The sequence below is a fragment of the Flavobacterium fructosi genome, assembly GCF_042787335.1.
Classification (GTDB): domain Bacteria; phylum Bacteroidota; class Bacteroidia; order Flavobacteriales; family Flavobacteriaceae; genus Flavobacterium; species Flavobacterium fructosi.
On record NZ_JBHZQA010000002.1, the window covers coordinates 484,374 to 504,230 of the forward strand.

A 19,857-nucleotide genomic window follows, 5' to 3' on the forward strand; every position below is an offset into this window, starting at 1 on the left:
TATTTAATTCAAAAGTACATTATTTTATGGTTAGTAAAAACCAAATAAAACTTATAACGAGTTTACAGCAAAAAAAATATCGAAACACCAATAAATTATTTTTTGCCGAAGGCGTAAAAGTAATTCAAGAATTATTGCAGTCTAATTTTGAACTGGAGCATTTGTATTCTACTCAAGACGATTTCAAAGAAGTTTCGAAAGTAAAAAAGACACGTATTGACGACAATGATTTAAAGAAAATAAGTGCTTTGTCAACTCCAAACTCTTGTTTAGCAGTCTTTAAAATTCCTGTTGAGAAAGATAAGGTTGAATCGGGACTGATTCTTGCTCTTGATTCCGTTCGCGATCCCGGAAATTTAGGAACTATATTGCGGTTGTGTGACTGGTTTGGGATCAATCAGCTGTTGTGTTCTAAGGAAACCGTTGATATTTATAATCCAAAAGTCGTGCAGGCTACAATGGGCTCCATAGCCAGAGTAAATGTAAATTATGTTGATTTGAATGCTTTTATAACGCAAACTAAATTACCAATTTTTGGAACATTTATGGATGGGACAAATATCTATAAAACCAATTTACCACAGGAAGGAATTATTGTGATGGGAAATGAAGCGAACGGAATTTCAGTTGAATTGGAGAATTTGATTCAAAATAGATTAACGATTCCTCGTTTTGGAAACATCCAAAAAACAGAAAGTTTGAATGTAGCCACCGCTACGGCGATTGTTTTGAGTGAGTTTCGCCGGGGCTAGTATTTAGTTTTCATCCCGAAGCTTAAGGATCATTTTAGCACGAGAGCTGGGTACTTTGAAGTAAATCTGTAAATCTATTTAGTGGAAAGTAAAGTTGATAAAAACGGCTCTGGTTTTTATGGATTCAATATTGCTCGTCCATGGACTATTAGGATCGTTGTCTCTAATCAATTCATCTTTAAGCCCAAAAACCCCTCTGATTGAAGGGGAAAATATAAAATAAGGACAAAATAGATCAATTCCAAAACCCATCTCGTAATTTGTCGTCCAAGGTTTTACGCGGAAACGCTGCTCTAAATTATCGTCTAAAGATTTTGAATTACTAGATAAATTTAAAGTAGTCGATAGTCCTCCTAATAGATAAGGGCGAATATTCCCTGTTCTTAAAGAAGAGAATTTTAATAACAAAGGAAGGTGAATGTAGGTGCTATTTACCTGTCTTAAAGCATCGGATTCCGTAGAGAAATTGGGATACATTAATTCTCTTGTTGTGTAGTATAATCCTGGCTCAAACCGCAGGTTGATGTATTCATGAAGTTTTATATCTCCAACAATCCCAACATTAAATCCAGTAGATTTTTTTACCTGAATATCAGGGCCTACCGTTTTATAGTCAATTTTGAAATCATAAGAGTTGAAACCCAAAAAGTATCCAAAATACAGTCTTTTATTCTGGAAATTTTCCAAGTTGATAATAGGGTCCTTGCTGAACATATTCTTAGTAAACTGTGCTGATCCACTTAATGTGAAAGCAAACAAAATTAAGCAAACTATTTTTTTCATGTTTGTTCTAAATGATCTTCCGTATTATTTTTTAGAAGCGGAGTAAATGGTAGCAACGCCAAATGTTTGTGGCATTGCTATCACATCTATAAACCCAATTTTTCTCAAAATATTGTTTAACGCTTCGCCATAAGGAAATGCAGCTGAAGATTCTGATAGATAGCCATACGCTACATTATCATTTGAAAATAATTTACCAATCAGAGGAAGTATGTTTTTACTGTAAAAATTATACCCTTGTTTGTAAGGTATTTTTTCTGGTACTGAAGTTTCTAAAATTACGAATACACCTTTTGGCTTTAAGACTCTAAGTATTTCAGCTAATCCTTTATCTAAGGTTTCAAAATTTCTTACACCAAAAGCAACTGTAATGGCATCAAAATAATTGTCTTCAAAAGGCATATTTTCTGAATCTCCTAAAATCATTTTGATCGTTCCAGAAAGATTTTTAGCGGCAATCTTTTTTTTACCCACTTCAAGCATTCCACCGGAAATATCTAAGCCAATAATCGTGTCGGCATTTGTCTGAGCCATTAATATTGCCAGATCTCCAGTTCCGGTCGCAATATCCAAAATTGTTTTAGGATTAAATTTGGCAACTATTTGTAAAACTTTTTTACGCCACTTTATGTCGATTCCAAAAGAAATGACGCGATTAAGGTTGTCATAATTCCCGGATATGGTATCAAACATTTGTGCAACTTGCTCTTTTTTCCCTAGAGTCGAATTTTTATATGGTGTAATGTTTTTTGACATTTTATTTTTATTTATACAAATGTAATACAAACGGCACGAACTAAAAATGGGTTTCTAAAATTGAATTCGATTTTGTTGTAAACGGTTAAAAAAAGGGTCTCGTAATTATTTAAAAAAAAATGAAATATCACTAAAAGTGGGTATTGCACGGACGGTTTTTAATGTTGAATTTTACTTTCTAGTTTTTAATATTAGAATCAATGATTAAGAGAGATTTAATGACCCAAACAAAGTGGTTTTTTCTTGCGCTAACAATCTCATTTGTTCTTGTAAGCTGTATTGAAAGTACCATTTTACAAAATGGTACTATGTTTAAAGCGCAAAATACGTTCTTAGGATTAAATTTGTTTTTGGAAATTTTAGTTTTCTTTGTCTTTAGTACCTTCGTGGTATTTGGTATTAAAGGCTTTTTTGAGATGTATTCTCAAAAAACATCAAATATTATTATCTTCATATCTGGAGTATTTTTAATATTTGTAATTTTTATTTTATGTTATCAAATACTGTTTCAAGAGTAGGTCATTCTCTTATCATTGTAAAAAAAAACATCCCCTAAAGGGATGTTTTTTTATTTTCTTAAATAGGTATCGTAGCTGTAGTCGTAAAGATGTTTTTCGTCCTTCTTATTAAATTCTGAAGTGGTTTTGTCCCATTCCTCAAGATTTATCTCTGGGAAAAAAGCATCTGCATCAAAAGATTCATGCACTCGTGTAATTTCAATTCTATCCGTAAACGGCAATCCCAAATAATAGATTTCTCCTCCGCCAATAATGTATGTGGTTTCATTTTCAGTACATATTTCTATTGCTTTTTCTATGCTGTCAACAACCACACAACCTTCCGGCTTGTAATCTTTCTGTCTGGATATAACTACATGGGTTCTATTAGGTAAAGGTTTTGGAAAACTTTCAAATGTTTTTCTACCCATTATTATGTGATGCCCTGAGGTAAGTGCTTTAAACCTTTTGAAGTCATTTGGAAGATGCCAAACCAATTCATTATTTTTTCCAAGTGCATTATTTTCGGCTACAGCCGCAATCATTATTATCATTTTTTTAAAATTTTATGTACCGGATTCTTCATTTATATGCGATTCTAATTGAGTGGTCTTTTTTTGCTGTAAAGCAACTAGTCTGTCTATTTGTTCTCTTTCCCAATCTTTATTCATAAAACGATCTGTTATATATACTTTTATGAAATGCAGAATAAAAAGGAAAAACCATATTGTGATTACCCAAATACACCAATTTGTTTCTATACCAATGTTGAGGAATTTATGGGCAATAAACAAAAACAAACTGCCTAAAAGGAATAAAACAGAATGAAAATAAAGTCTTTTTTTTTGTTTTATTCTTCTACGAGCATATTCATATTGTTCGTGTAGTTCTTTTTCCATATTTCGTTTTTATTTTATAAAGATAAAATTTATTTTGGAAAGGTAATATTTTGGTTGTTTATAATTTAGGGAGAAAACGTTTTCTTATTTTGGATATCTAAATTTAAACTAAAAAAAAAGCAAAACATTTAAAAAATTAACAGTGTTTAACTTATTTCATTAAAACTTCGGGTGGTTTTTTGAAAGTCCAACTGAATTCATTTTCTTTGTCTCATAAATCTAAAAATGAAATAGTTATGTCGATAAAGAAACAATTTGTAAAAACAAAACCGGTTTGTAAAGTTACATTTTCGGTAGAAGCAAAGCAAGCAGCATCAGCATCAGTAGTTGGTGATTTTAATGGTTGGAATTTAGCTGAAGGAGTATTAAGTAAGTTAAAAAACGGAACCTTCAAAGCTACTTTTGACTTGAACAAAGATGCATCTTATGAGTTTAAATATGTAGTAGATGGTCAATTCGTAAATGAACCAGATGCAGATTCTTTCAGATGGAATGATTTTGCTGGGGCAGAAAATAGTGTTTTGTCTATCTAATCAAATATGAAAATCCGCCATAAAGCATATTTTTTATTATTTTTAATTTAGGGGCAAGGATTCCGTCTAATTTAAACAGCGACGCTTCCTTTTATAATTGGATGAGGCTCATAGCCTTCAAGAGTAAAATCTTCAAAATTAAATTCGAATATATTTTTTATGGCTGGATTCAAAATCATTTTTGGCAATGATTTTGGCTCTCGGGATAATTGTAATTCAAGTTGTTCAAAATGATTGTTATAAATATGTGCATCACCAAAAGTATGGATGAATTCTCCAGCTTCGAGATCACAAACTTGTGCAATCATCATAGTCAGTAATGCATAGGAAGCGATATTAAAGGGAACTCCCAAGAATATATCGGCACTTCTTTGGTATAACTGACAGGATAATTTTCCATCAGAAACATAAAACTGAAAAAAAGCATGACAAGGAGGCAATGCGGCTTTGTTGTTGGTTACATTTTCGTCAAATGATTTTGTTGTATCAGGAAGTACAGAAGGATTCCAAGCCGAAACTAGCATTCTACGACTGTTTGGATTGGTTTTAAGTTCGGTAATTAGTTCTGTGATTTGATCTATTTCCTCACTGTTCCAATTGCGCCATTGATGTCCGTAAACGGGTCCTAAGTCGCCATTAGCATCAGCCCAAGAATCCCATATTCTCACTCCGTTTTCTTGAAGATAGGCTATGTTTGTATCTCCTTTTAAGAACCAAAGCAATTCATATATTATAGATTTTAGATGCAGTTTCTTAGTGGTAACCATCGGGAAACCTTCACTTAAATTAAAACGCATTTGGTAACCAAAGACGCTTTTTGTTCCTGTTCCTGTTCGATCTCCTTTTTGACAACCGTTTTTCATAACGTGTTGCACTAAATCTAAATACTGTTTCATTTGCTTTATGCTTTATGCTATAAGTTGTAAACCTAAGTTTGTTTTTTGCTTTAAGCATATAGCCTAAAGGTTAAAGCTTTTTACGATTCTCTTTTCGAGATTTCATCTCTAATTTTTGCTGCCTTTTCATAATCTTCATGAGTTACGGCTTGATCCAATAATTCATTTAATTCTTGTAAACTATGCTTGGAATAAGTGTTACCGGATTGATTGCTTTCTTCTGCTCGCCCGAAAGTGTCCGGATTAGAAAGTACATCATCTATTTCTTGGGAGTCTTTATTAGCGTCAGATGGGTTTGCTTTCAAATATATCCCGGCTTTGTCCAGAATGTTCTTGTAGGTAAAAATAGGAGCATTGAATCGTAGCGCCAATGCTATGGCATCAGAAGTACGAGCATCTATGATTTCCTCAATTTTATCTCTTTCGCAAATGATACTCGAATAAAAAACACCATCTACTAGTTTATGAATTATGACTTGTTTTATAGTGATATCAAAACGTTCTGCAAAATTTTTGAATAAATCGTGCGTCAAAGGACGTGGTGGTTTTATTTCTTTTTCTAGAGCAATAGCTATAGATTGTGCTTCAAAAGCACCTATGACAATAGGTAACTTTCTTTCGCCATCAACCTCATTCAAAATCAAAGCGTACGCTCCGTTTTGAGTTTGACTATATGAAATTCCTTTTATGGATAATTTAACTAAGCTCATAATTGTTGTAATGGGAAAGTACCGTGTACTTTTTTAATAATAAATAGCGTTCAAAAAAAATGCTGTCTAAAAGCAAAGATACAAATATCTTGTTTTTTAGATAGCAAATTAGATGATTTATTAAAAAGACTAGTTTTGTGCTTTGAAAGCTTTGAGTTTTTCAATTAGTTTTGGAACAATTTCAAATGCATCACCAACAATTCCGTAATCAGCCACTTTAAAGAAGGGAGCTTCCGGGTCACTATTGATTACTACTTTTACTTTAGAAGAGTTGATTCCCGCAATATGTTGGATTGCACCAGATATTCCAATAGCAATATATAAATTTGTGGCAACCGGTTTTCCAGTTTGTCCTACGTGTTCTCCATGAGGTCTCCAGCCTAAATCTGAAACTGGTTTTGAACAAGCTGTTGCAGCACCAAGTACCGAAGCTAGTTCTTCAATCATTCCCCAGTTTTCAGGTCCTTTTAATCCGCGACCCGCTGAAACTACGATGTCAGCGTCAGCGATGGAAACTTTTCCAGAAACTTTTTCCACTGATTCAACTTTTACTCCAAAATCATTATCTCCAATAGTGGGGTTGAAATCTTCTTCAGCTAACGTAGATGCACTTTCGACAATTCCGTACGAGTTTTTGGCAAGTCCAAGTACTTTTACATCAGTGTCAATTTCCGTAATGTTGAATGCTTTGTTTGAAAAAGCATTTCTTTTTACTTGAAAAGGCGAGGTTGAAACTGGTAATCCAACAACATTTGAAGCATAACCAGCTTTTAAAGCTACAGCAACAAGTGAGGAAAGGTAAATACTGTCTGTAGTTGAAGAAAGTAAAATTAATTTAATATTTTCTTTTTGAGCAGCTTGTTTGATTACATCAGCATACGCTTTAGCTGTAAAACCTGATAATTTATCGTTGTTTACTTTTAATACTTTGTCTACTCCATATTTTGATAATTCCGAAACATCTCCTGCATTAACAGTCACTGCTGTTACAGTTGTTCCTAATGATTCCGCTACTTTTTTAGCATAAGAAGCCAATTCGAAAGCTACTTTCTTGAATTTTCCTTCTGCGTATTCTGCATATATTAATATTGACATAATTTTTTATTTTAGTCTTAAAGTTTTAAAGTCTAAAGTCATAAAGGGAATTTAGTGTAAATTTCTATCCTTTTGACTTTCGACATTCGACTTTATGACAGTTAGATTACTTTCGCTTCGTTGTGTAATAAATTGATTAATTCGTCTAAATTATCTGCAGAAATTAATTTCACCGCCGATCTTGGAGCTGGTTTTTCAAATTTCACTGCTTTAGTTGATTTTGGAGCATCAACAGGCTCAAGAATAGTCATTGCTTTAGTTCGAGCAGTCATTATTCCTCTCATGTTAGGGATACGCAAATCTTTCTCTTCTACTAATCCTTTTTGTCCACCAATAATCAAAGGCAGAGTAGTAGCAACGGTTTCTTTTCCGCCGTCAATTTCGCGAACTGCTTTTACATTTGTGCCGTCAACCGTTAGCGATGTACAAGAATTTAAGAAGTTATAACCTAAAATACCGGCAATCATTCCAGGAACCATTCCGCCATTATAATCCAAAGATTCTTTTCCAGCTATTATTACATCGTAAGCACCATTTTTAATTACTTCAGCAAGTTGTTTGGCAACATAAAATCCGTCAGTAGGATTTGCGTTTACACGAATTGCTTCGTTTGCCCCTATTGCTAATGCTTTTCTTAAAGTTGGTTCTGTTTCCGGCCCTCCAACATTGACAACGGTAACCGTTGCACCCTGTTGTTCTTGAAACCAAATAGCTCGTGTTAAACCAAATTCGTCATTTGGGTTAATCACAAACTGTACACCATTAGTATCAAATTCTGAGTCACCATTGATGAAGTTAATTTTTGAAGTAGTATCAGGAACGTGACTGATGCAAACTAATATTTTCATAAGTATATATTTAATTATTCTTAATTTCTTTTACAAATTTAAAATTTTAATTTGAATAAATACTATGCGCGCATAATATTTTTATCATAACTATTACGATTTCGGAAATTATTTAATCGTATTTGGTTGTTTCGTTAGAAAAGATAGCTTTTGTTGAAAATTAGTATAGTTATTTTTTTAGATTTTAGGATAATACTGGCTCTTTTGAAAATAAATAAATTAGAAATTTAATCGTTATTTTTTATAGAGTAAAAAAAGTTCGCTATTACATCGATTTCGTAGCCCGGATAAAAGCGGCATCCTTCTTGCAGTCTAGTTTTTTGGAACTAGACTGCAAGAAGATATAGCGGCTAGCTGGAAATAGCTCCTGATATTCATCAGGATAAATCCTAATTATTTTAAAGTAATTTATGCATTTAAGTGGTTTTAAATATTTATTTTTGCTTTTCTAAAAATTACACACATACACTATAACTATGAGAACGATACAATTTAGAGAGGCCATTTGCGAAGCGATGAGTGAAGAAATGCGTCGCGATGAGTCCATATACTTAATGGGTGAAGAAGTTGCAGAATATAATGGTGCTTACAAAGCATCAAAAGGAATGCTTGCTGAATTTGGCGAAAAAAGGGTTATTGATACTCCCATTGCGGAACTTGGATTCACAGGTATTGCGGTAGGATCAGCAATGAATGGGTGTCGACCAATTGTAGAATATATGACCTTCAATTTCTGTTTAGTAGGAATTGATCAAATTATAAATAACGCCGCTAAAATGCGTCAGATGACCGGTGGGCAATTCAATGTGCCAATCGTTTTTCGTGGTCCAACTGCCTCGGCAGGGCAACTAGGAGCAACACACTCACAAGCTTTAGAAAACTGGTTTGCAAATACTCCGGGACTTAAAGTTGTGGTTCCTTCTAATGTTTATGACGCAAAAGGACTTTTGAAATCAGCTATTCGTGATAATGATCCTGTAATTTTTATGGAATCAGAACAAATGTATGGTGATAAAGGAGAAGTGCCAGATGGCGAATATACAATCCCAATTGGTGTTGCTGATGTAAAACGTGTTGGTACTGATGTTACGATTGTATCGTTCGGAAAAATCATCAAAGAAGCGTACATCGCTGCTGATGAATTAGCAAAAGAAGGGATCTCCTGTGAAATTATCGATTTAAGAACAGTTCGCCCTTTGGATTTCGAAACAATTTTGACTTCAGTAAGAAAAACAAATAGACTAGTTATTCTTGAGGAAGCTTGGCCTTTTGCAAGTGTTTCTTCTGAGATTACGTATTTAGTTCAAGAACGTGCTTTTGATTTCTTGGATGCTCCTATTCAACGAATCACTACGGCGGATACACCAGCACCTTATTCTCCAGTTTTGCTGAAAGAATGGTTGCCTAATTCCGGAGATGTTATCAAAGCGGTTAAGAAAGTACTGTATAAAAAATAAATTTTTTTAAGAATTTGATTTTAAATAAATTTTAACAGTCAACGGACTTAATTTTAGATTATCTAAATACCTATATTTGAAACTTCATCAATTGTTTATTTGATGAAGTTTTTTTTTACAACTATGAAAAAAATTTTAGTATTCAGTCTGCTTTTTTTATTCACATTTGCGAATAACATTTTTGCTCAAACAAAAGTGAGCGGCATTGTTATCGATAAATCAGGTCAGCCTATTCCTTTTGCGAATGTCGTTTTCAAAGATTCAAATGCAGGAATTGTTACCAATGAAGATGGTCGTTTTTACATTGAATCCAAAAAAACCTATACCACAATAGTAGTGTCTTCAGTAGGATTTTCAGAAAAAGAGATTACTTTGGATAAACCGGTAAATTATAATTTTAGAATTCAGTTGAATGAAGCCGAAAGCCTCAAAGAAGTAGTGATTTTTTCAGGAAAAACTTCTAAGAAAAATAATCCGGCACTTGATATTCTTAGAAAAATTTGGGAGCACAAGCGTAAAAATGGATTGAATTTATTTGCTCAATACCAAATGGAAAAATATGAGAAGGTTGAGTTTGATATGAATACTATTGACAGTGCTTTTATGAAAAGTAAGCTTTTCAAAGGCATGGAATTTATTTTTGATCAAGTAGATACTTCCAGAATTACCGGAAAAACGTATTTACCTATTTTCATCAATGAATCTTTGTATGATGTGTATGGAGATACTAAATTGAAGAAGGTAAAAGAGAAAATGAAAGCTAATAAAACTTCTGGTTTTGAAGGCAATCAGCAAATTTTGACTTTTGTCAAAGATTTGTATTCGGATTATAATATCTATGAAAACCACCTTACTTTTTTTGACAAAAGCTTTACCAGTCCATTGTCTACCACCGGAATTGATGTTTATAATTATGTGTTAAGAGACAGCTCGTTTGTTGATAAAAAATGGTGTTATCATATAGTGTTCTATCCTCGACGTAAAAATGAGCTTACTTTCAAAGGTGATTTTTATGTAAATGATTCCACATTTGCTATCAAGAAAATCAACATGGCGGTTACAAAAAGCGCTAATATTAACTGGGTAAAAGATATTTATTTAGAGCAGGAATTTGATGTGGTAAATGATTCTGTTTTTTTATTGACCCGCGATTACATGATGTCTGATTTTGCTTTAAACAAAAAAGAAAAATCAAAAGGATTGTATGGAAAGAGGTCCTCTTTCTACAGAAACCATGAATTCAATAAAGAGAAACCAGTTGCCTTTTATAAGGAGGAGGTTAATTATATGGATAAAGCGGTTTACGATAAATCAGATGAATTTTGGAATGAAAACCGTTTCGAAAATTTGAGCAAAGATGAGTTAGGCGTTTATAAAATGCTTGATACTTTGAAGAGCGTTAAAAAATTCAAAGAAATATCAAGTTCAGTAATGGTACTTGCCAGTGGTTATATCCAATTTAATCATATCGATTATGGTCCTGTTTTTTCGACATTTGGATACAATGAAGTAGAAGGTCTTCGACTGCGGACCGGAGCAAGAACTTATTTTGGCACAGCGGATACATGGAGATTGCAAGGCTATACTGCATACGGATTTAAGGATGATAAGTTTAAGTACGGATTTTCAGGAAAGTGGATGGTCGATAAGAAAAATCGCCTTATTTTATCTGGAGGAAATAGGCGTGATGTAGAACAAATAGGCTCGAGTTTAACCGCTTCAACCGATGTCTTGGGTCGAAGTAATGCTTCGTCAACGATTTTTGCTTCGGGGAATAATGGTAAGTTGACTACTATCAATTTAAGTACATTTGGTTTAGAAATTGAACCGGTTAAAAACTTAACTTTTCAAGCGGGATTTTCCTATCGAACTTTAGAATCTGCTTCGCCGACATTTAGTTTAGATTACTATACAGATGCAGCGAAGACAATAACGAAAAGCGATGTGAAACAATCGGAATTTAATATTCAGGTAGGTTTTACACCGCAAAGAAAAACCATTGGGTTTGCCGTAGAAAGAGATATTGTAGACAGTCCTTACAGTGCGGTTTCTGTAAATTACAGGCACGGATTTAAAGGATTGCTGAATAGTGATTTTAAATACGAAAAAATTCAATTGTATTATAAACAACCTATAATAATAGGGCCTTTAGGCCGCTCCAATATAATTCTTGAAGTTGGGAAAACCTTTGGGACAATTCCTTTAGGATTGATGAGCGTTATTCCTGGGAATCAAACCTTCTTTTCGAACGAAAGTACCTTTAACAACCTCAATTATTATGAGTTTATATCGGATCAATATACTACGTTGCAGTGGAATCATAATTTTCAGGGGCGATTTTTTTCCAGAATCCCTTTTATGAGAAAACTTAATTGGAGAGAAATTATTGGAGTAAAAGGAGTTTATGGAACAATATCAGATGCGAATAGAGCGATTAATGCTTCGGGGTTAAAGTATAGTGCACCTGACAAAGTCTATTGGGAATACCAAGCAGGCATTGGGAATATTTTCAAATTTTTGCGTATTGATTTCGCATGGAGAGGCAGTTATTTGAATACTCCCGATACCAATCGTTTTTCTGTAAAAGGATCGTTCGGATTCTATTTTTAATGAAAACTTGTTTCAGATTTAATCCTACTATTTTTATTTGAAGCTAATCCAGCTGTACACTGTATCTTTTTATCTCGTTTTGAAAACGAGACAAAAAGGATGCCGTTCCCATCAGGGCTAAAAAAAATCAGATTATGCAACAAGCAATCGAATATCTTTCTGAAAAAGATACCATTTTCAAACTCATAATAGAAAAATACGGACTTCCAACGATTCCAAAAAGGCCACAAGGTTTTGAGACTTTAGTGTTGTTAATATTGGAACAACAAGTCTCGATAGATTCCGCCAAAGCCACTTTTTTAAAATTAAGAGAAAAGATAAAAATCTTTGAACCCAATATTCTGCTTAGTCTATCGGATGAAGAATTTAGAACCCTTGGCGTAAGCCATCAAAAAACGTCTTACATCAAAGCGTTGTCAAATGCAATACTAAACAAAGATATAGATTTAGAAAGCTTGCCATCCAAAACAGCGGATCAAGTACGACAAGAGCTCATTAAAATAAAAGGAATAGGAAACTGGACCATAGATATTTATTTGATGTTTTGTCTGCAAGCTCCAGATTTACTTCCGCTTGGAGATATTGCCGTAATAAATACCATAAAAGAATTACTAGGTATTCACGAAAAAAACGCGATGGAAGTTCACGCTGTGCAATGGAGTCCGTATCGTTCTTACGCCACATTTCTTTTATGGCATTATTATTTGAACAAAAGAAACAGAACTGTGGTATACCAATATTAATTTTATGAAAATTTAATACAGAGATAACATGGATTTTTCATTGTAAAAACGTATCGTTTGCTTATTTTTGCACCCATAATTATAGAAAAGAAAAAACTAAAATGACTGCAGACAAATTAACAACTTTCGATGTTCTAATCGAAATACCAAGAGGAAGTAGAAATAAATACGAATATGATTTCGAAATAAAAAGAATGCGTTTTGACAGAATGCTTTTTTCATCCATGATGTATCCTGCTGATTACGGATTTATTCCTGAAACATTAGCTTTAGACGGAGATCCTTTAGATGTTCTAGTTTTAGTAAATGAGCCAACTTTTCCTGGATGCGTAATGGAAGTAAAACCAATAGGTGTTTTTCATATGGCAGACGATAAAGGACCAGACGAAAAAGTAATTTGTGTACCGGTTTCTGATCCAATATGGAATTCATTGAACGATTTGTCTGATATGAATCCGCATTTATTAAAAGAAATCGAACATTTCTTTCAAGTATATAAAGACCTTGAAAACAAAACAGTAGATGTTGGTGGTTGGGGCGATGTGAATGAAGCGTATGCCATTATCAAAGAATGTACTAAACGTTTTGACGATATTGAAAATAAACCGGAAGGATTATTTAGCATTAAATAATTTTTGTACGTAATTTTTACAAAAAAAGCAATACTCCGTTAAGAGTATTGCTTTTTTGTTTAAATTCGTTTCGTTACATTATTAAAAATAACCAAAAACCAAACCAAAATTATGAATACAATAATGATTTACTTGCCAATAGTCATGGCGTTTATTGGACTGGCATTTATGCTAGGTAAAAGAAAATGGGTTTTAAAACAAGATGCCGGAGACGGTAAAATGAAAGAGATTTCAGATTATATTTATGAAGGGGCATTAGCTTTCCTTAATGCTGAATACAGATTGTTGGCTTTCTTCGTAGTGGGTGCAAGTGTTGTTCTTGCAGGAATGTCTTATTTATTTCATACCACCAATATATTAATAGTTGTTGCTTTTATTTTTGGAGCATTTTTCTCTGCTTTCGCCGGGAATATGGGAATGAAAATTGCAACGAAAACTAATGTTAGGACGACGCAAGCAGCCCGTACGAGTTTGCCACAAGCGCTAAAAGTTTCTTTTGGTGGCGGCACAGTAATGGGATTGGGAGTTGCCGGTCTAGCCGTATTGGGTTTGACAAGTTTCTTTATTTTCTTCTATAATTATTTTATGGGTGGCGTTTGGACTTCATCAGAAGATATGACCAAAGTGCTGGAAACATTAGCTGGTTTTTCTCTTGGAGCAGAATCAATTGCCTTGTTTGCCCGTGTTGGAGGTGGTATTTATACAAAAGCAGCCGATGTTGGTGCTGATTTAGTAGGTAAAGTAGAAGCAGGAATTCCAGAAGATGATCCTCGTAATCCAGCTACTATTGCGGATAACGTAGGAGATAATGTGGGCGATGTTGCCGGAATGGGAGCTGATTTATTTGGTTCTTATGTAGCGACAGTTTTGGCCGCCATGGTTCTTGGAAATTATGTGATTAAAGATATGGGTGGTAATATCAAAGATGTTTTCGGCGGAATTGGACCTATATTATTACCAATGGCAATTGCTGGTTTCGGAATTTTATTTTCTATAATCGGAATGATGTTAGTAAAAATCACAGATGAAAATGCAAAAGAAGCGCAAGTTCAAAAAGCATTGAATATTGGAAACTGGGTTTCTATCGTATTAACTGCTGTAGCATGTTACTTTTTAGTGCAATATATGTTGCCGGAAACGATGAAAATGAATTTCTTCGGTGAAGGGATTCAAGATATTTCTTCCATGAGAGTTTTTTATGCGACCCTTGTTGGATTAACCGTTGGGGCAGTCATTTCATCAGTAACGGAATACTACACGGGATTAGGAACAAAACCGGTTATGGCGATTGTTCAAAAATCAAGTACTGGCGCAGGAACTAACGTAATTGCGGGTTTAGCAACTGGAATGATTTCTACCTTTCCAACAGTTTTATTATTTGCTGCAGCAATTTGGACTTCTTATGCCTTTGCAGGATTTTATGGTGTGGCTTTGGCAGCTTCAGCGATGATGGCAACGACGGCCATGCAGTTAGCAATCGATGCTTTTGGACCAATATCGGATAACGCGGGTGGGATTGCTGAAATGAGCGAATTACCAAAAGAAGTTCGTACCAGAACAGATATCTTGGATTCTGTTGGAAATACTACTGCTGCAACTGGAAAAGGCTTTGCTATTGCTTCAGCGGCATTAACTTCACTTGCTTTATTCGCTGCATATGTAACCTTTACAGGAATTGACGGAATCAATATTTTTAAAGCACCAGTTTTAGCGATGCTATTTGTGGGCGGAATGATACCTGTAGTTTTCTCGGCATTAGCGATGAATTCTGTTGGAAAAGCCGCAATGGACATGGTGTATGAAGTGCGTCGTCAGTTCAGGGAGATTCCCGGAATTATGGAAGGAACCGGAAAACCGGAATATGCGAAGTGTGTTGATATTTCTACCAAAGCCGCTTTGCGCGAAATGATGTTACCTGGAGTTTTGACCATTGGTTTTCCAATAGCAATTGTACTACTAGGTAAATTAGTTTATGGAGACAATAACCAATTAATTGCGGAAATGTTAGGAGGTTATATGGCTGGTGTTACCGTTTCTGGTGTGCTTTGGGCAGTTTTCCAAAACAATGCGGGCGGTGCTTGGGACAATGCTAAAAAATCTTTTGAGGCAGGAGTTTTAATTAACGGAGAAATGACCTATAAAGGTTCTGATGCACATAAAGCTGCGGTAACGGGTGATACCGTCGGAGATCCGTTCAAAGATACTTCTGGACCATCAATGAATATTTTGATAAAATTGACTTGTTTAATCGGATTGGTAATTGCTCCAATTCTAGGAAATGGAAGTCATACATTGGCCAATAAAGCTTCTTGTTGTACTGTTTCTGAAATGTGTACTTCAATGTCTGCAGCCGAATGCATTGCTAAAGGATGTACTAGTAAAATGTGTAAATATATGAATGCAGCAATGCCTGCTCATATGATGTCTAAAGAAGTCTCAATTGAAAAAACGAATGTTGACGGAAAAGTAAAAGCTACCATTAAAACAACCGTAAACGGTAAAGTGGATATTCAAAATTTTGAAGGAACTGATGAAGAAGTTCAAACTAAGATTGATTCTTTGAAATAATCAGCAAATTATTATAAATTAAAATGCCTCGCAATTGCGGGGCATTTTTGTTTGTGTTTATTTTTATTCCGTTAATGCTCCCTTTCCTTCGGAGTATCCCGAACCTTCGGGAGAGGAGAGGATTCTAAAATAACCCATGTAACTCGGCATCAATTCTATTAATAATGTTCCCTAAATCTTCAGGGTTATCGACAAAATTAATATTGTCTACATCAATAATCAATAATTTACCTCTGTCATACGTGTGAATCCAAGCTTCATAACGCTCATTCAATCGGCTTAAGTAATCAATAGAAATTGTGGATTCGTACTCACGGCCACGCTTATGAATTTGTCCTACTAAATTAGGAATAGAACTTCTTAAATAAATTAATAAATCTGGCGCTTTAACCGTTGATTCCATTAATTCGAATAAAGAAGAATAATTCTGAAAATCGCGATTTGTCATCAAACCCATCGAATATAGGTTGGGAGCAAAAATATGAGCGTCTTCATAAATTGTTCTGTCTTGTATGATTTTTTTACCGCTTTCGCGAATTTGCTTCACTTGGCGAAAACGACTATTCAAGAAATAAATCTGTAAATTAAATGACCAGCGTTCCATTTGATGGTAAAAATCATCCAGGTAAGGGTTGTCTACAACATCTTCAAAATGGGGCTCCCATTTAAAATGCTTTGCCAATAATCGCGTCAAAGTTGTTTTTCCTGATCCAATGTTTCCTGCTACTGCTATGTGCATTACGGTATTATGATTTTATAATTTGTAATTCCTTGTGATGTAAAAATAGATAAAATTTGGTCTTTGTAGCAGAATTTTTTAAACGTTTTTTCTAAAATTTCAATTTCAAATTTTTGATTCTTTTCATTGTCAATAGTTAGAATTGAGTCTTTAGAAATGATAAGTTGGTTGTCACTGATAATTTCTATTGAATCAAAATCAGAAATTTTTTCCTTCTTTGTTATTTTTCCAAAAATGTCACAAGAGAACCAATTGTTTTTTTTATCGATCCAATGAAAGGTGTTAAAATCAGATTGATAATATTTTATACTTTCCGGAAATGAAGTAGAAATGGTTTTGTAATCCTTTTTTAAATAATCATAAAGTCCAATTTGTTGGTTCAAACTATTGTAAATCCATAATTGATTTTGAGAAGCTATTCCAATAGCGGTCGCAACTATTGGTACAGTGTTTTCTGAAAAGTTTATTTTTTGAGTTTCGTTCAGTTGATTGTCAAGTAAGATAACGGTATTGAAATTTTCGTAGAACAAAACAATTTTCAATGGATTCAGTAAATCTACTTTCGTGATTTTGCCCAAAGAAATGTTCTTATACTCTAGAGTCTCGGTGTCTTTTATTTTAGAAAAAACATTGTTCTTAAGGGTATAATAATATCCAAATTGATCGTATCCTAAAAATTGATCAGCATCAATAGTTAGGTGATTTATCTTGGAAGATAGTAATTTTTGGTTTTGGCCGAATGCAATCGAGATTGTAGTGCAGAAGAAGAAGAATAGAATCAGGTTTTTCATAATTGAAGCAAATTACAAAAAAAGAGCAAAACTATTAGTTTTTGACTGTTAAGTTAAATTTTTTCTACTTGCTGTGTTTGTGGATAGGTATATTGCTAAAATAAAGACCCAGCTCAATTGAGCTGGGTCTTAAGTATAAATAGAATTGTATTTCTTACAATCCGAAAGCTGTTTTAACTTGGTCAACAAAATCTAATTTTTCCCAAGTAAACAATTCAACAGTAACTGTTTTTACATTTCCACCTGGAGCAGAGAAAGTTTTAGTAACCGTTTCTGGCGTACGTCCCATATGCCCGTAAGCAGCTGTTTCGCTATAAATAGGATTTCTTAATTTCAAACGTTGCTCGATAAAGTAAGGACGCATGTCAAAAATAGCTTCTACTTTCTTTGCAATTTCACCATTAGTCAAATTCACTTTTGATGTTCCGTAAGTATCGATAAAAATACCCATTGGTTTTGCAACACCAATTGCATAAGAAACCTGTACTAAAATCTCGTCAGCAACACCTGCCGCAACTAAGTTTTTAGCGATATGACGGGTTGCATAAGCAGCACTTCTATCCACTTTACTTGGATCTTTTCCAGAAAATGCGCCACCACCGTGAGCGCCTTTTCCACCGTAAGTATCCACAATGATTTTTCTTCCCGTAAGACCAGTGTCACCGTGAGGTCCGCCAATTACGAATTTCCCTGTTGGATTGATATGGTACTGAATTGAATCGTTGAATAAATGCGCTTGTTTTGGGTTTTTTGCAATAATTCTTGGAATCAAAATTGTAACGATGTCTTTTTTGATTTTTGCAAGCATAACAGCTTCTTCGTCAAAATCATCGTGTTGAGTAGATATTACAATAGCGTCAATACGAGTTGGCTTGTTGTCATCGCTATATTCTAATGTAACTTGAGATTTAGCATCTGGACGTAAATACGTAATTTCGTTATTTTCACGTCTTAAAATGGCCAATTCCTGCAACAATTTATGAGATAAATCAAGTGCCAAAGGCATGTAATTTTCTGTTTCATTAGTTGCATAACCAAACATCATTCCTTGATCTCCGGCGCCTTGTTCTTCAGGATTTTTTCTGTCAACACCTTGATTGATATCAGCAGATTGTTCGTGAATAGCGGAAAGGATTCCGCAAGAATTGGCTTCAAACATATATTCGCTTTTCGTGTAACCAATTTTCTTGATTACATCGCGAGCGATTTGTTGTACGTCTAAATAGGTATTTGATTTTACTTCACCAGCAAGAATTACTTGTCCAGTTGTAACTAGAGTTTCACAAGCTACTTTTGACTCGGAGTCAAATGCTAAAAAATTATCAATTAATGCGTCTGAAATTTGATCTGCAATTTTGTCTGGATGTCCTTCACTCACAGATTCTGACGTAAATAAATATGCCATAATAAATATAAATTAAAATTAACGGAGGAAAATAATTGCTAAAAATACTAAAGGAGAGTTTCTGCTTTAGCATTTTTTCTACTGAAAATTTTTCAGCATCCATAATGAATTCCTTTCATTATGAAGAGGTTGCAATCAGTTCAAATTTTTCCTCTTGTATTCGAGTGCAAATGTATGAAACCATTTTGAATTGCAAATTAATCTTGTCTTTTTTTTTGTTGCAAAAATGGCAGCTATTTTTAAATTATTGAGTAAACGATTTTAGATTATTCATTAAATTGTAAATATTTATTTTTTTTATTTTAAATTGAATAATACTTTACGTGAAGAAAGTTGAAAAAAAACAAAGAGTACTCTTTTTTAACCATTTAATTTTGTGCTATTTAGTATAAGGGAAAATTTTTATTTTTTATGACTTTTTTCTGAAATTTAATCTTGAAAAAATGCTTTATATCTGATATAGTGTTAGTTGGTCGGATATGTTTTATTGTAACCTTATTATTTCAGTAAATTTGTTAAACCCAGAACGAATAATCGAAAAAATAATTACTTTTCAAGGTTAGTTTTTTTAATGCTTACAAGTAAGAAATTACAACCTACACAAAATTCACCACATTTTTGTAGTACCAAAATATCTTAGAGAAGTGGTATAGCCAATGATTTATTAGTAGAATGATTTTTTAACTAAAATAATTTAACCATGAAAGCAAGCGAAAACGTTTTTGTATTGGAAAATACAGTAAAAAAAAGAGTCAAAATCCATACTAACAAATGGGACAAATATCTGGATGATTATAATAATTATATCAAGGAATATAAGAGACATTACAAGAATTCACAAAACGGAGATGAAATCTCATTATCGCTATATCCTTATATGAGAGTTAAGTGGGAAGATTTAAAAGAGCGTATCACTAAAGCGTATGCCAAAAAATGCTTAACCAAAAAGCAAATCAAAAGAGTAATTAAAATTAACATGAAAAATAATTAAGAATTGTTTTTCAATGAATTGCATTGAAAACTAAGCATCACATTATTGATCAGCTATTTTAAAAATATATTTTTTCAGTAAACTACCAACGAATACCTTATTTGGCATTTATTTTTTAGATTTAATTTATTATTGGCAATGAAATTGATTGT

At 33.6% G+C, this 19,857-nt stretch carries 19 protein-coding genes; 8 read left to right on the forward strand and 11 right to left on the reverse strand.

Features of this window, described 5'->3' with window-relative positions; translation table 11 throughout:
- The first annotated feature begins 26 nt into the window (after nucleotides 1-26).
- Nucleotides 27-752 carry a TrmH family RNA methyltransferase gene (locus ACFX5D_RS04995; protein WP_379857145.1) on the forward strand — a complete coding sequence of 242 codons (726 nt, stop codon included), beginning with the start codon at nucleotides 27-29 and terminating at the stop codon, nucleotides 750-752.
- 78 nt (nucleotides 753-830) lie between these two features.
- Here the strand turns inward: ACFX5D_RS04995 and porT are convergent, their stop codons facing one another.
- From porT to ACFX5D_RS05015, 4 genes are all read right to left on the reverse strand, one after another.
- Nucleotides 831-1,535, reverse strand: a complete 705-nt coding sequence (gene porT / locus ACFX5D_RS05000) for a type IX secretion/gliding motility protein PorT/SprT (RefSeq protein ID WP_379857146.1) — start codon at nucleotides 1,533-1,535, stop codon at nucleotides 831-833.
- 24 nt (nucleotides 1,536-1,559) lie between these two features.
- Nucleotides 1,560-2,291, reverse strand: a complete 732-nt coding sequence (gene ubiE, locus ACFX5D_RS05005) for a bifunctional demethylmenaquinone methyltransferase/2-methoxy-6-polyprenyl-1,4-benzoquinol methylase UbiE (protein ID WP_379857147.1) — start codon at nucleotides 2,289-2,291, stop codon at nucleotides 1,560-1,562.
- A 568-nt stretch (nucleotides 2,292-2,859) separates the two neighbouring features.
- The gene (locus ACFX5D_RS05010; RefSeq protein ID WP_379857148.1) at nucleotides 2,860-3,342 is read right to left on the reverse strand and encodes a dihydrofolate reductase; all 483 of its coding nucleotides are present in this window, start codon (nucleotides 3,340-3,342) and stop codon (nucleotides 2,860-2,862) included.
- A gap of 12 nt (nucleotides 3,343-3,354) precedes the next feature.
- Entirely contained in the window at nucleotides 3,355-3,687 is a 333-nt protein-coding gene (locus tag ACFX5D_RS05015) for a 2TM domain-containing protein (RefSeq protein WP_379857149.1), read from the reverse strand.
- A gap of 236 nt (nucleotides 3,688-3,923) precedes the next feature.
- Here ACFX5D_RS05015 and ACFX5D_RS05020 point away from each other — a divergent pair, with 236 nt between their 5' ends.
- On the forward strand, nucleotides 3,924-4,220 hold the full coding sequence (locus ACFX5D_RS05020; RefSeq protein WP_379857150.1) for an isoamylase early set domain-containing protein: 297 nt from the start codon (nucleotides 3,924-3,926) through the stop codon (nucleotides 4,218-4,220).
- 71 nt (nucleotides 4,221-4,291) lie between these two features.
- Here ACFX5D_RS05020 and ACFX5D_RS05025 read toward each other — a convergent pair whose 3' ends face one another.
- The 4 genes from ACFX5D_RS05025 to ACFX5D_RS05040 all read right to left on the reverse strand — a co-directional run bounded on the left by ACFX5D_RS05025 (nucleotide 4,292) and on the right by ACFX5D_RS05040 (nucleotide 7,769).
- Complete coding sequence (locus ACFX5D_RS05025) at nucleotides 4,292-5,116, reverse strand: thymidylate synthase (RefSeq protein ID WP_379857151.1); 825 nt, start codon at nucleotides 5,114-5,116, stop codon at nucleotides 4,292-4,294.
- Nucleotides 5,117-5,196: 80 nt separating this feature from the next.
- Nucleotides 5,197-5,826 (reverse strand): bifunctional nuclease domain-containing protein, encoded by a 630-nt coding sequence (locus ACFX5D_RS05030; RefSeq protein WP_379857152.1) that lies wholly within the window; start codon nucleotides 5,824-5,826, stop codon nucleotides 5,197-5,199.
- A gap of 129 nt (nucleotides 5,827-5,955) precedes the next feature.
- The gene (locus ACFX5D_RS05035; RefSeq protein WP_379857153.1) at nucleotides 5,956-6,921 is read right to left on the reverse strand and encodes an electron transfer flavoprotein subunit alpha/FixB family protein; all 966 of its coding nucleotides are present in this window, start codon (nucleotides 6,919-6,921) and stop codon (nucleotides 5,956-5,958) included.
- A 101-nt stretch (nucleotides 6,922-7,022) separates the two neighbouring features.
- The gene (locus ACFX5D_RS05040) at nucleotides 7,023-7,769 is read right to left on the reverse strand and encodes an electron transfer flavoprotein subunit beta/FixA family protein (protein ID WP_379857154.1); all 747 of its coding nucleotides are present in this window, start codon (nucleotides 7,767-7,769) and stop codon (nucleotides 7,023-7,025) included.
- A gap of 476 nt (nucleotides 7,770-8,245) precedes the next feature.
- Between ACFX5D_RS05040 and ACFX5D_RS05045 the strand changes: the two genes are divergently transcribed.
- The 5 genes from ACFX5D_RS05045 to ACFX5D_RS05065 all read left to right on the forward strand — a co-directional run bounded on the left by ACFX5D_RS05045 (nucleotide 8,246) and on the right by ACFX5D_RS05065 (nucleotide 15,779).
- A complete protein-coding gene (locus ACFX5D_RS05045; RefSeq protein ID WP_379857155.1) occupies nucleotides 8,246-9,226 on the forward strand; it encodes a pyruvate dehydrogenase complex E1 component subunit beta in 981 nt (326 codons plus the stop codon).
- A 123-nt stretch (nucleotides 9,227-9,349) separates the two neighbouring features.
- Nucleotides 9,350-11,836 (forward strand): DUF5686 and carboxypeptidase-like regulatory domain-containing protein, encoded by a 2,487-nt coding sequence (locus tag ACFX5D_RS05050; protein WP_379857156.1) that lies wholly within the window; start codon nucleotides 9,350-9,352, stop codon nucleotides 11,834-11,836.
- A gap of 134 nt (nucleotides 11,837-11,970) precedes the next feature.
- A complete protein-coding gene (locus tag ACFX5D_RS05055) occupies nucleotides 11,971-12,579 on the forward strand; it encodes a DNA-3-methyladenine glycosylase family protein (protein WP_379857157.1) in 609 nt (202 codons plus the stop codon).
- Between the two features lie 101 nt (nucleotides 12,580-12,680).
- On the forward strand, nucleotides 12,681-13,211 hold the full coding sequence (locus ACFX5D_RS05060) for an inorganic diphosphatase (RefSeq protein WP_073205589.1): 531 nt from the start codon (nucleotides 12,681-12,683) through the stop codon (nucleotides 13,209-13,211).
- Nucleotides 13,212-13,322: 111 nt separating this feature from the next.
- Nucleotides 13,323-15,779 carry a sodium-translocating pyrophosphatase gene (locus ACFX5D_RS05065; RefSeq protein WP_379857158.1) on the forward strand — a complete coding sequence of 819 codons (2,457 nt, stop codon included), beginning with the start codon at nucleotides 13,323-13,325 and terminating at the stop codon, nucleotides 15,777-15,779.
- Between the two features lie 124 nt (nucleotides 15,780-15,903).
- Here the strand turns inward: ACFX5D_RS05065 and ACFX5D_RS05070 are convergent, their stop codons facing one another.
- The 3 genes from ACFX5D_RS05070 to metK all read right to left on the reverse strand — a co-directional run bounded on the left by ACFX5D_RS05070 (nucleotide 15,904) and on the right by metK (nucleotide 18,714).
- Nucleotides 15,904-16,518, reverse strand: coding sequence for a deoxynucleoside kinase (locus tag ACFX5D_RS05070; RefSeq protein WP_379857159.1), 615 nt, complete (start codon nucleotides 16,516-16,518; stop codon nucleotides 15,904-15,906).
- Nucleotides 16,518-17,309 (reverse strand): hypothetical protein, encoded by a 792-nt coding sequence (locus ACFX5D_RS05075; protein WP_379857160.1) that lies wholly within the window; start codon nucleotides 17,307-17,309, stop codon nucleotides 16,518-16,520. Before ACFX5D_RS05075 ends, ACFX5D_RS05070 begins: the two co-directional genes overlap by 1 nt.
- 154 nt (nucleotides 17,310-17,463) lie before the next feature.
- Nucleotides 17,464-18,714, reverse strand: a complete 1,251-nt coding sequence (gene metK / locus ACFX5D_RS05080; protein WP_379857161.1) for a methionine adenosyltransferase — start codon at nucleotides 18,712-18,714, stop codon at nucleotides 17,464-17,466.
- A gap of 700 nt (nucleotides 18,715-19,414) precedes the next feature.
- Between metK and ACFX5D_RS05085 the strand changes: the two genes are divergently transcribed.
- Nucleotides 19,415-19,705: a hypothetical protein gene (locus ACFX5D_RS05085; protein ID WP_379857162.1), complete on the forward strand. Its 291-nt coding sequence runs from the start codon at nucleotides 19,415-19,417 to the stop codon at nucleotides 19,703-19,705.
- The last annotated feature ends 152 nt before the right edge of the window (nucleotides 19,706-19,857 follow it).

Excerpts from the sequence above, each read along its gene's own strand:
- metK (WP_379857161.1), bottom strand. The coding sequence starts at position 18,714 with ATGGCATATTTATTTACGTCAGAATCTGTGAGTGAAGGACATCCAGAC.
- ACFX5D_RS05040 (WP_379857154.1), bottom strand. The coding sequence starts at position 7,769 with ATGAAAATATTAGTTTGCATCAGTCACGTTCCTGATACTACTTCAAAA.
- ACFX5D_RS05070 (WP_379857159.1), bottom strand. The coding sequence starts at position 16,518 with ATGCACATAGCAGTAGCAGGAAACATTGGATCAGGAAAAACAACTTTG.
- ACFX5D_RS04995 (WP_379857145.1), top strand. The coding sequence starts at position 27 with ATGGTTAGTAAAAACCAAATAAAACTTATAACGAGTTTACAGCAAAAA.
- ACFX5D_RS05010 (WP_379857148.1), bottom strand. The coding sequence starts at position 3,342 with ATGATAATAATGATTGCGGCTGTAGCCGAAAATAATGCACTTGGAAAA.
- ACFX5D_RS05035 (WP_379857153.1), bottom strand. The coding sequence starts at position 6,921 with ATGTCAATATTAATATATGCAGAATACGCAGAAGGAAAATTCAAGAAA.
- ACFX5D_RS05055 (WP_379857157.1), top strand. The coding sequence starts at position 11,971 with ATGCAACAAGCAATCGAATATCTTTCTGAAAAAGATACCATTTTCAAA.
- ACFX5D_RS05020 (WP_379857150.1), top strand. The coding sequence starts at position 3,924 with ATGTCGATAAAGAAACAATTTGTAAAAACAAAACCGGTTTGTAAAGTT.
- ACFX5D_RS05060 (WP_073205589.1), top strand. The coding sequence starts at position 12,681 with ATGACTGCAGACAAATTAACAACTTTCGATGTTCTAATCGAAATACCA.
- ACFX5D_RS05030 (WP_379857152.1), bottom strand. The coding sequence starts at position 5,826 with ATGAGCTTAGTTAAATTATCCATAAAAGGAATTTCATATAGTCAAACT.
- porT (WP_379857146.1), bottom strand. The coding sequence starts at position 1,535 with ATGAAAAAAATAGTTTGCTTAATTTTGTTTGCTTTCACATTAAGTGGA.
- ACFX5D_RS05085 (WP_379857162.1), top strand. The coding sequence starts at position 19,415 with ATGAAAGCAAGCGAAAACGTTTTTGTATTGGAAAATACAGTAAAAAAA.
- ACFX5D_RS05075 (WP_379857160.1), bottom strand. The coding sequence starts at position 17,309 with ATGAAAAACCTGATTCTATTCTTCTTCTTCTGCACTACAATCTCGATT.
- ACFX5D_RS05015 (WP_379857149.1), bottom strand. The coding sequence starts at position 3,687 with ATGGAAAAAGAACTACACGAACAATATGAATATGCTCGTAGAAGAATA.
- ACFX5D_RS05045 (WP_379857155.1), top strand. The coding sequence starts at position 8,246 with ATGAGAACGATACAATTTAGAGAGGCCATTTGCGAAGCGATGAGTGAA.
- ACFX5D_RS05065 (WP_379857158.1), top strand. The coding sequence starts at position 13,323 with ATGAATACAATAATGATTTACTTGCCAATAGTCATGGCGTTTATTGGA.
- ubiE (WP_379857147.1), bottom strand. The coding sequence starts at position 2,291 with ATGTCAAAAAACATTACACCATATAAAAATTCGACTCTAGGGAAAAAA.
- ACFX5D_RS05025 (WP_379857151.1), bottom strand. The coding sequence starts at position 5,116 with ATGAAACAGTATTTAGATTTAGTGCAACACGTTATGAAAAACGGTTGT.
- ACFX5D_RS05050 (WP_379857156.1), top strand. The coding sequence starts at position 9,350 with ATGAAAAAAATTTTAGTATTCAGTCTGCTTTTTTTATTCACATTTGCG.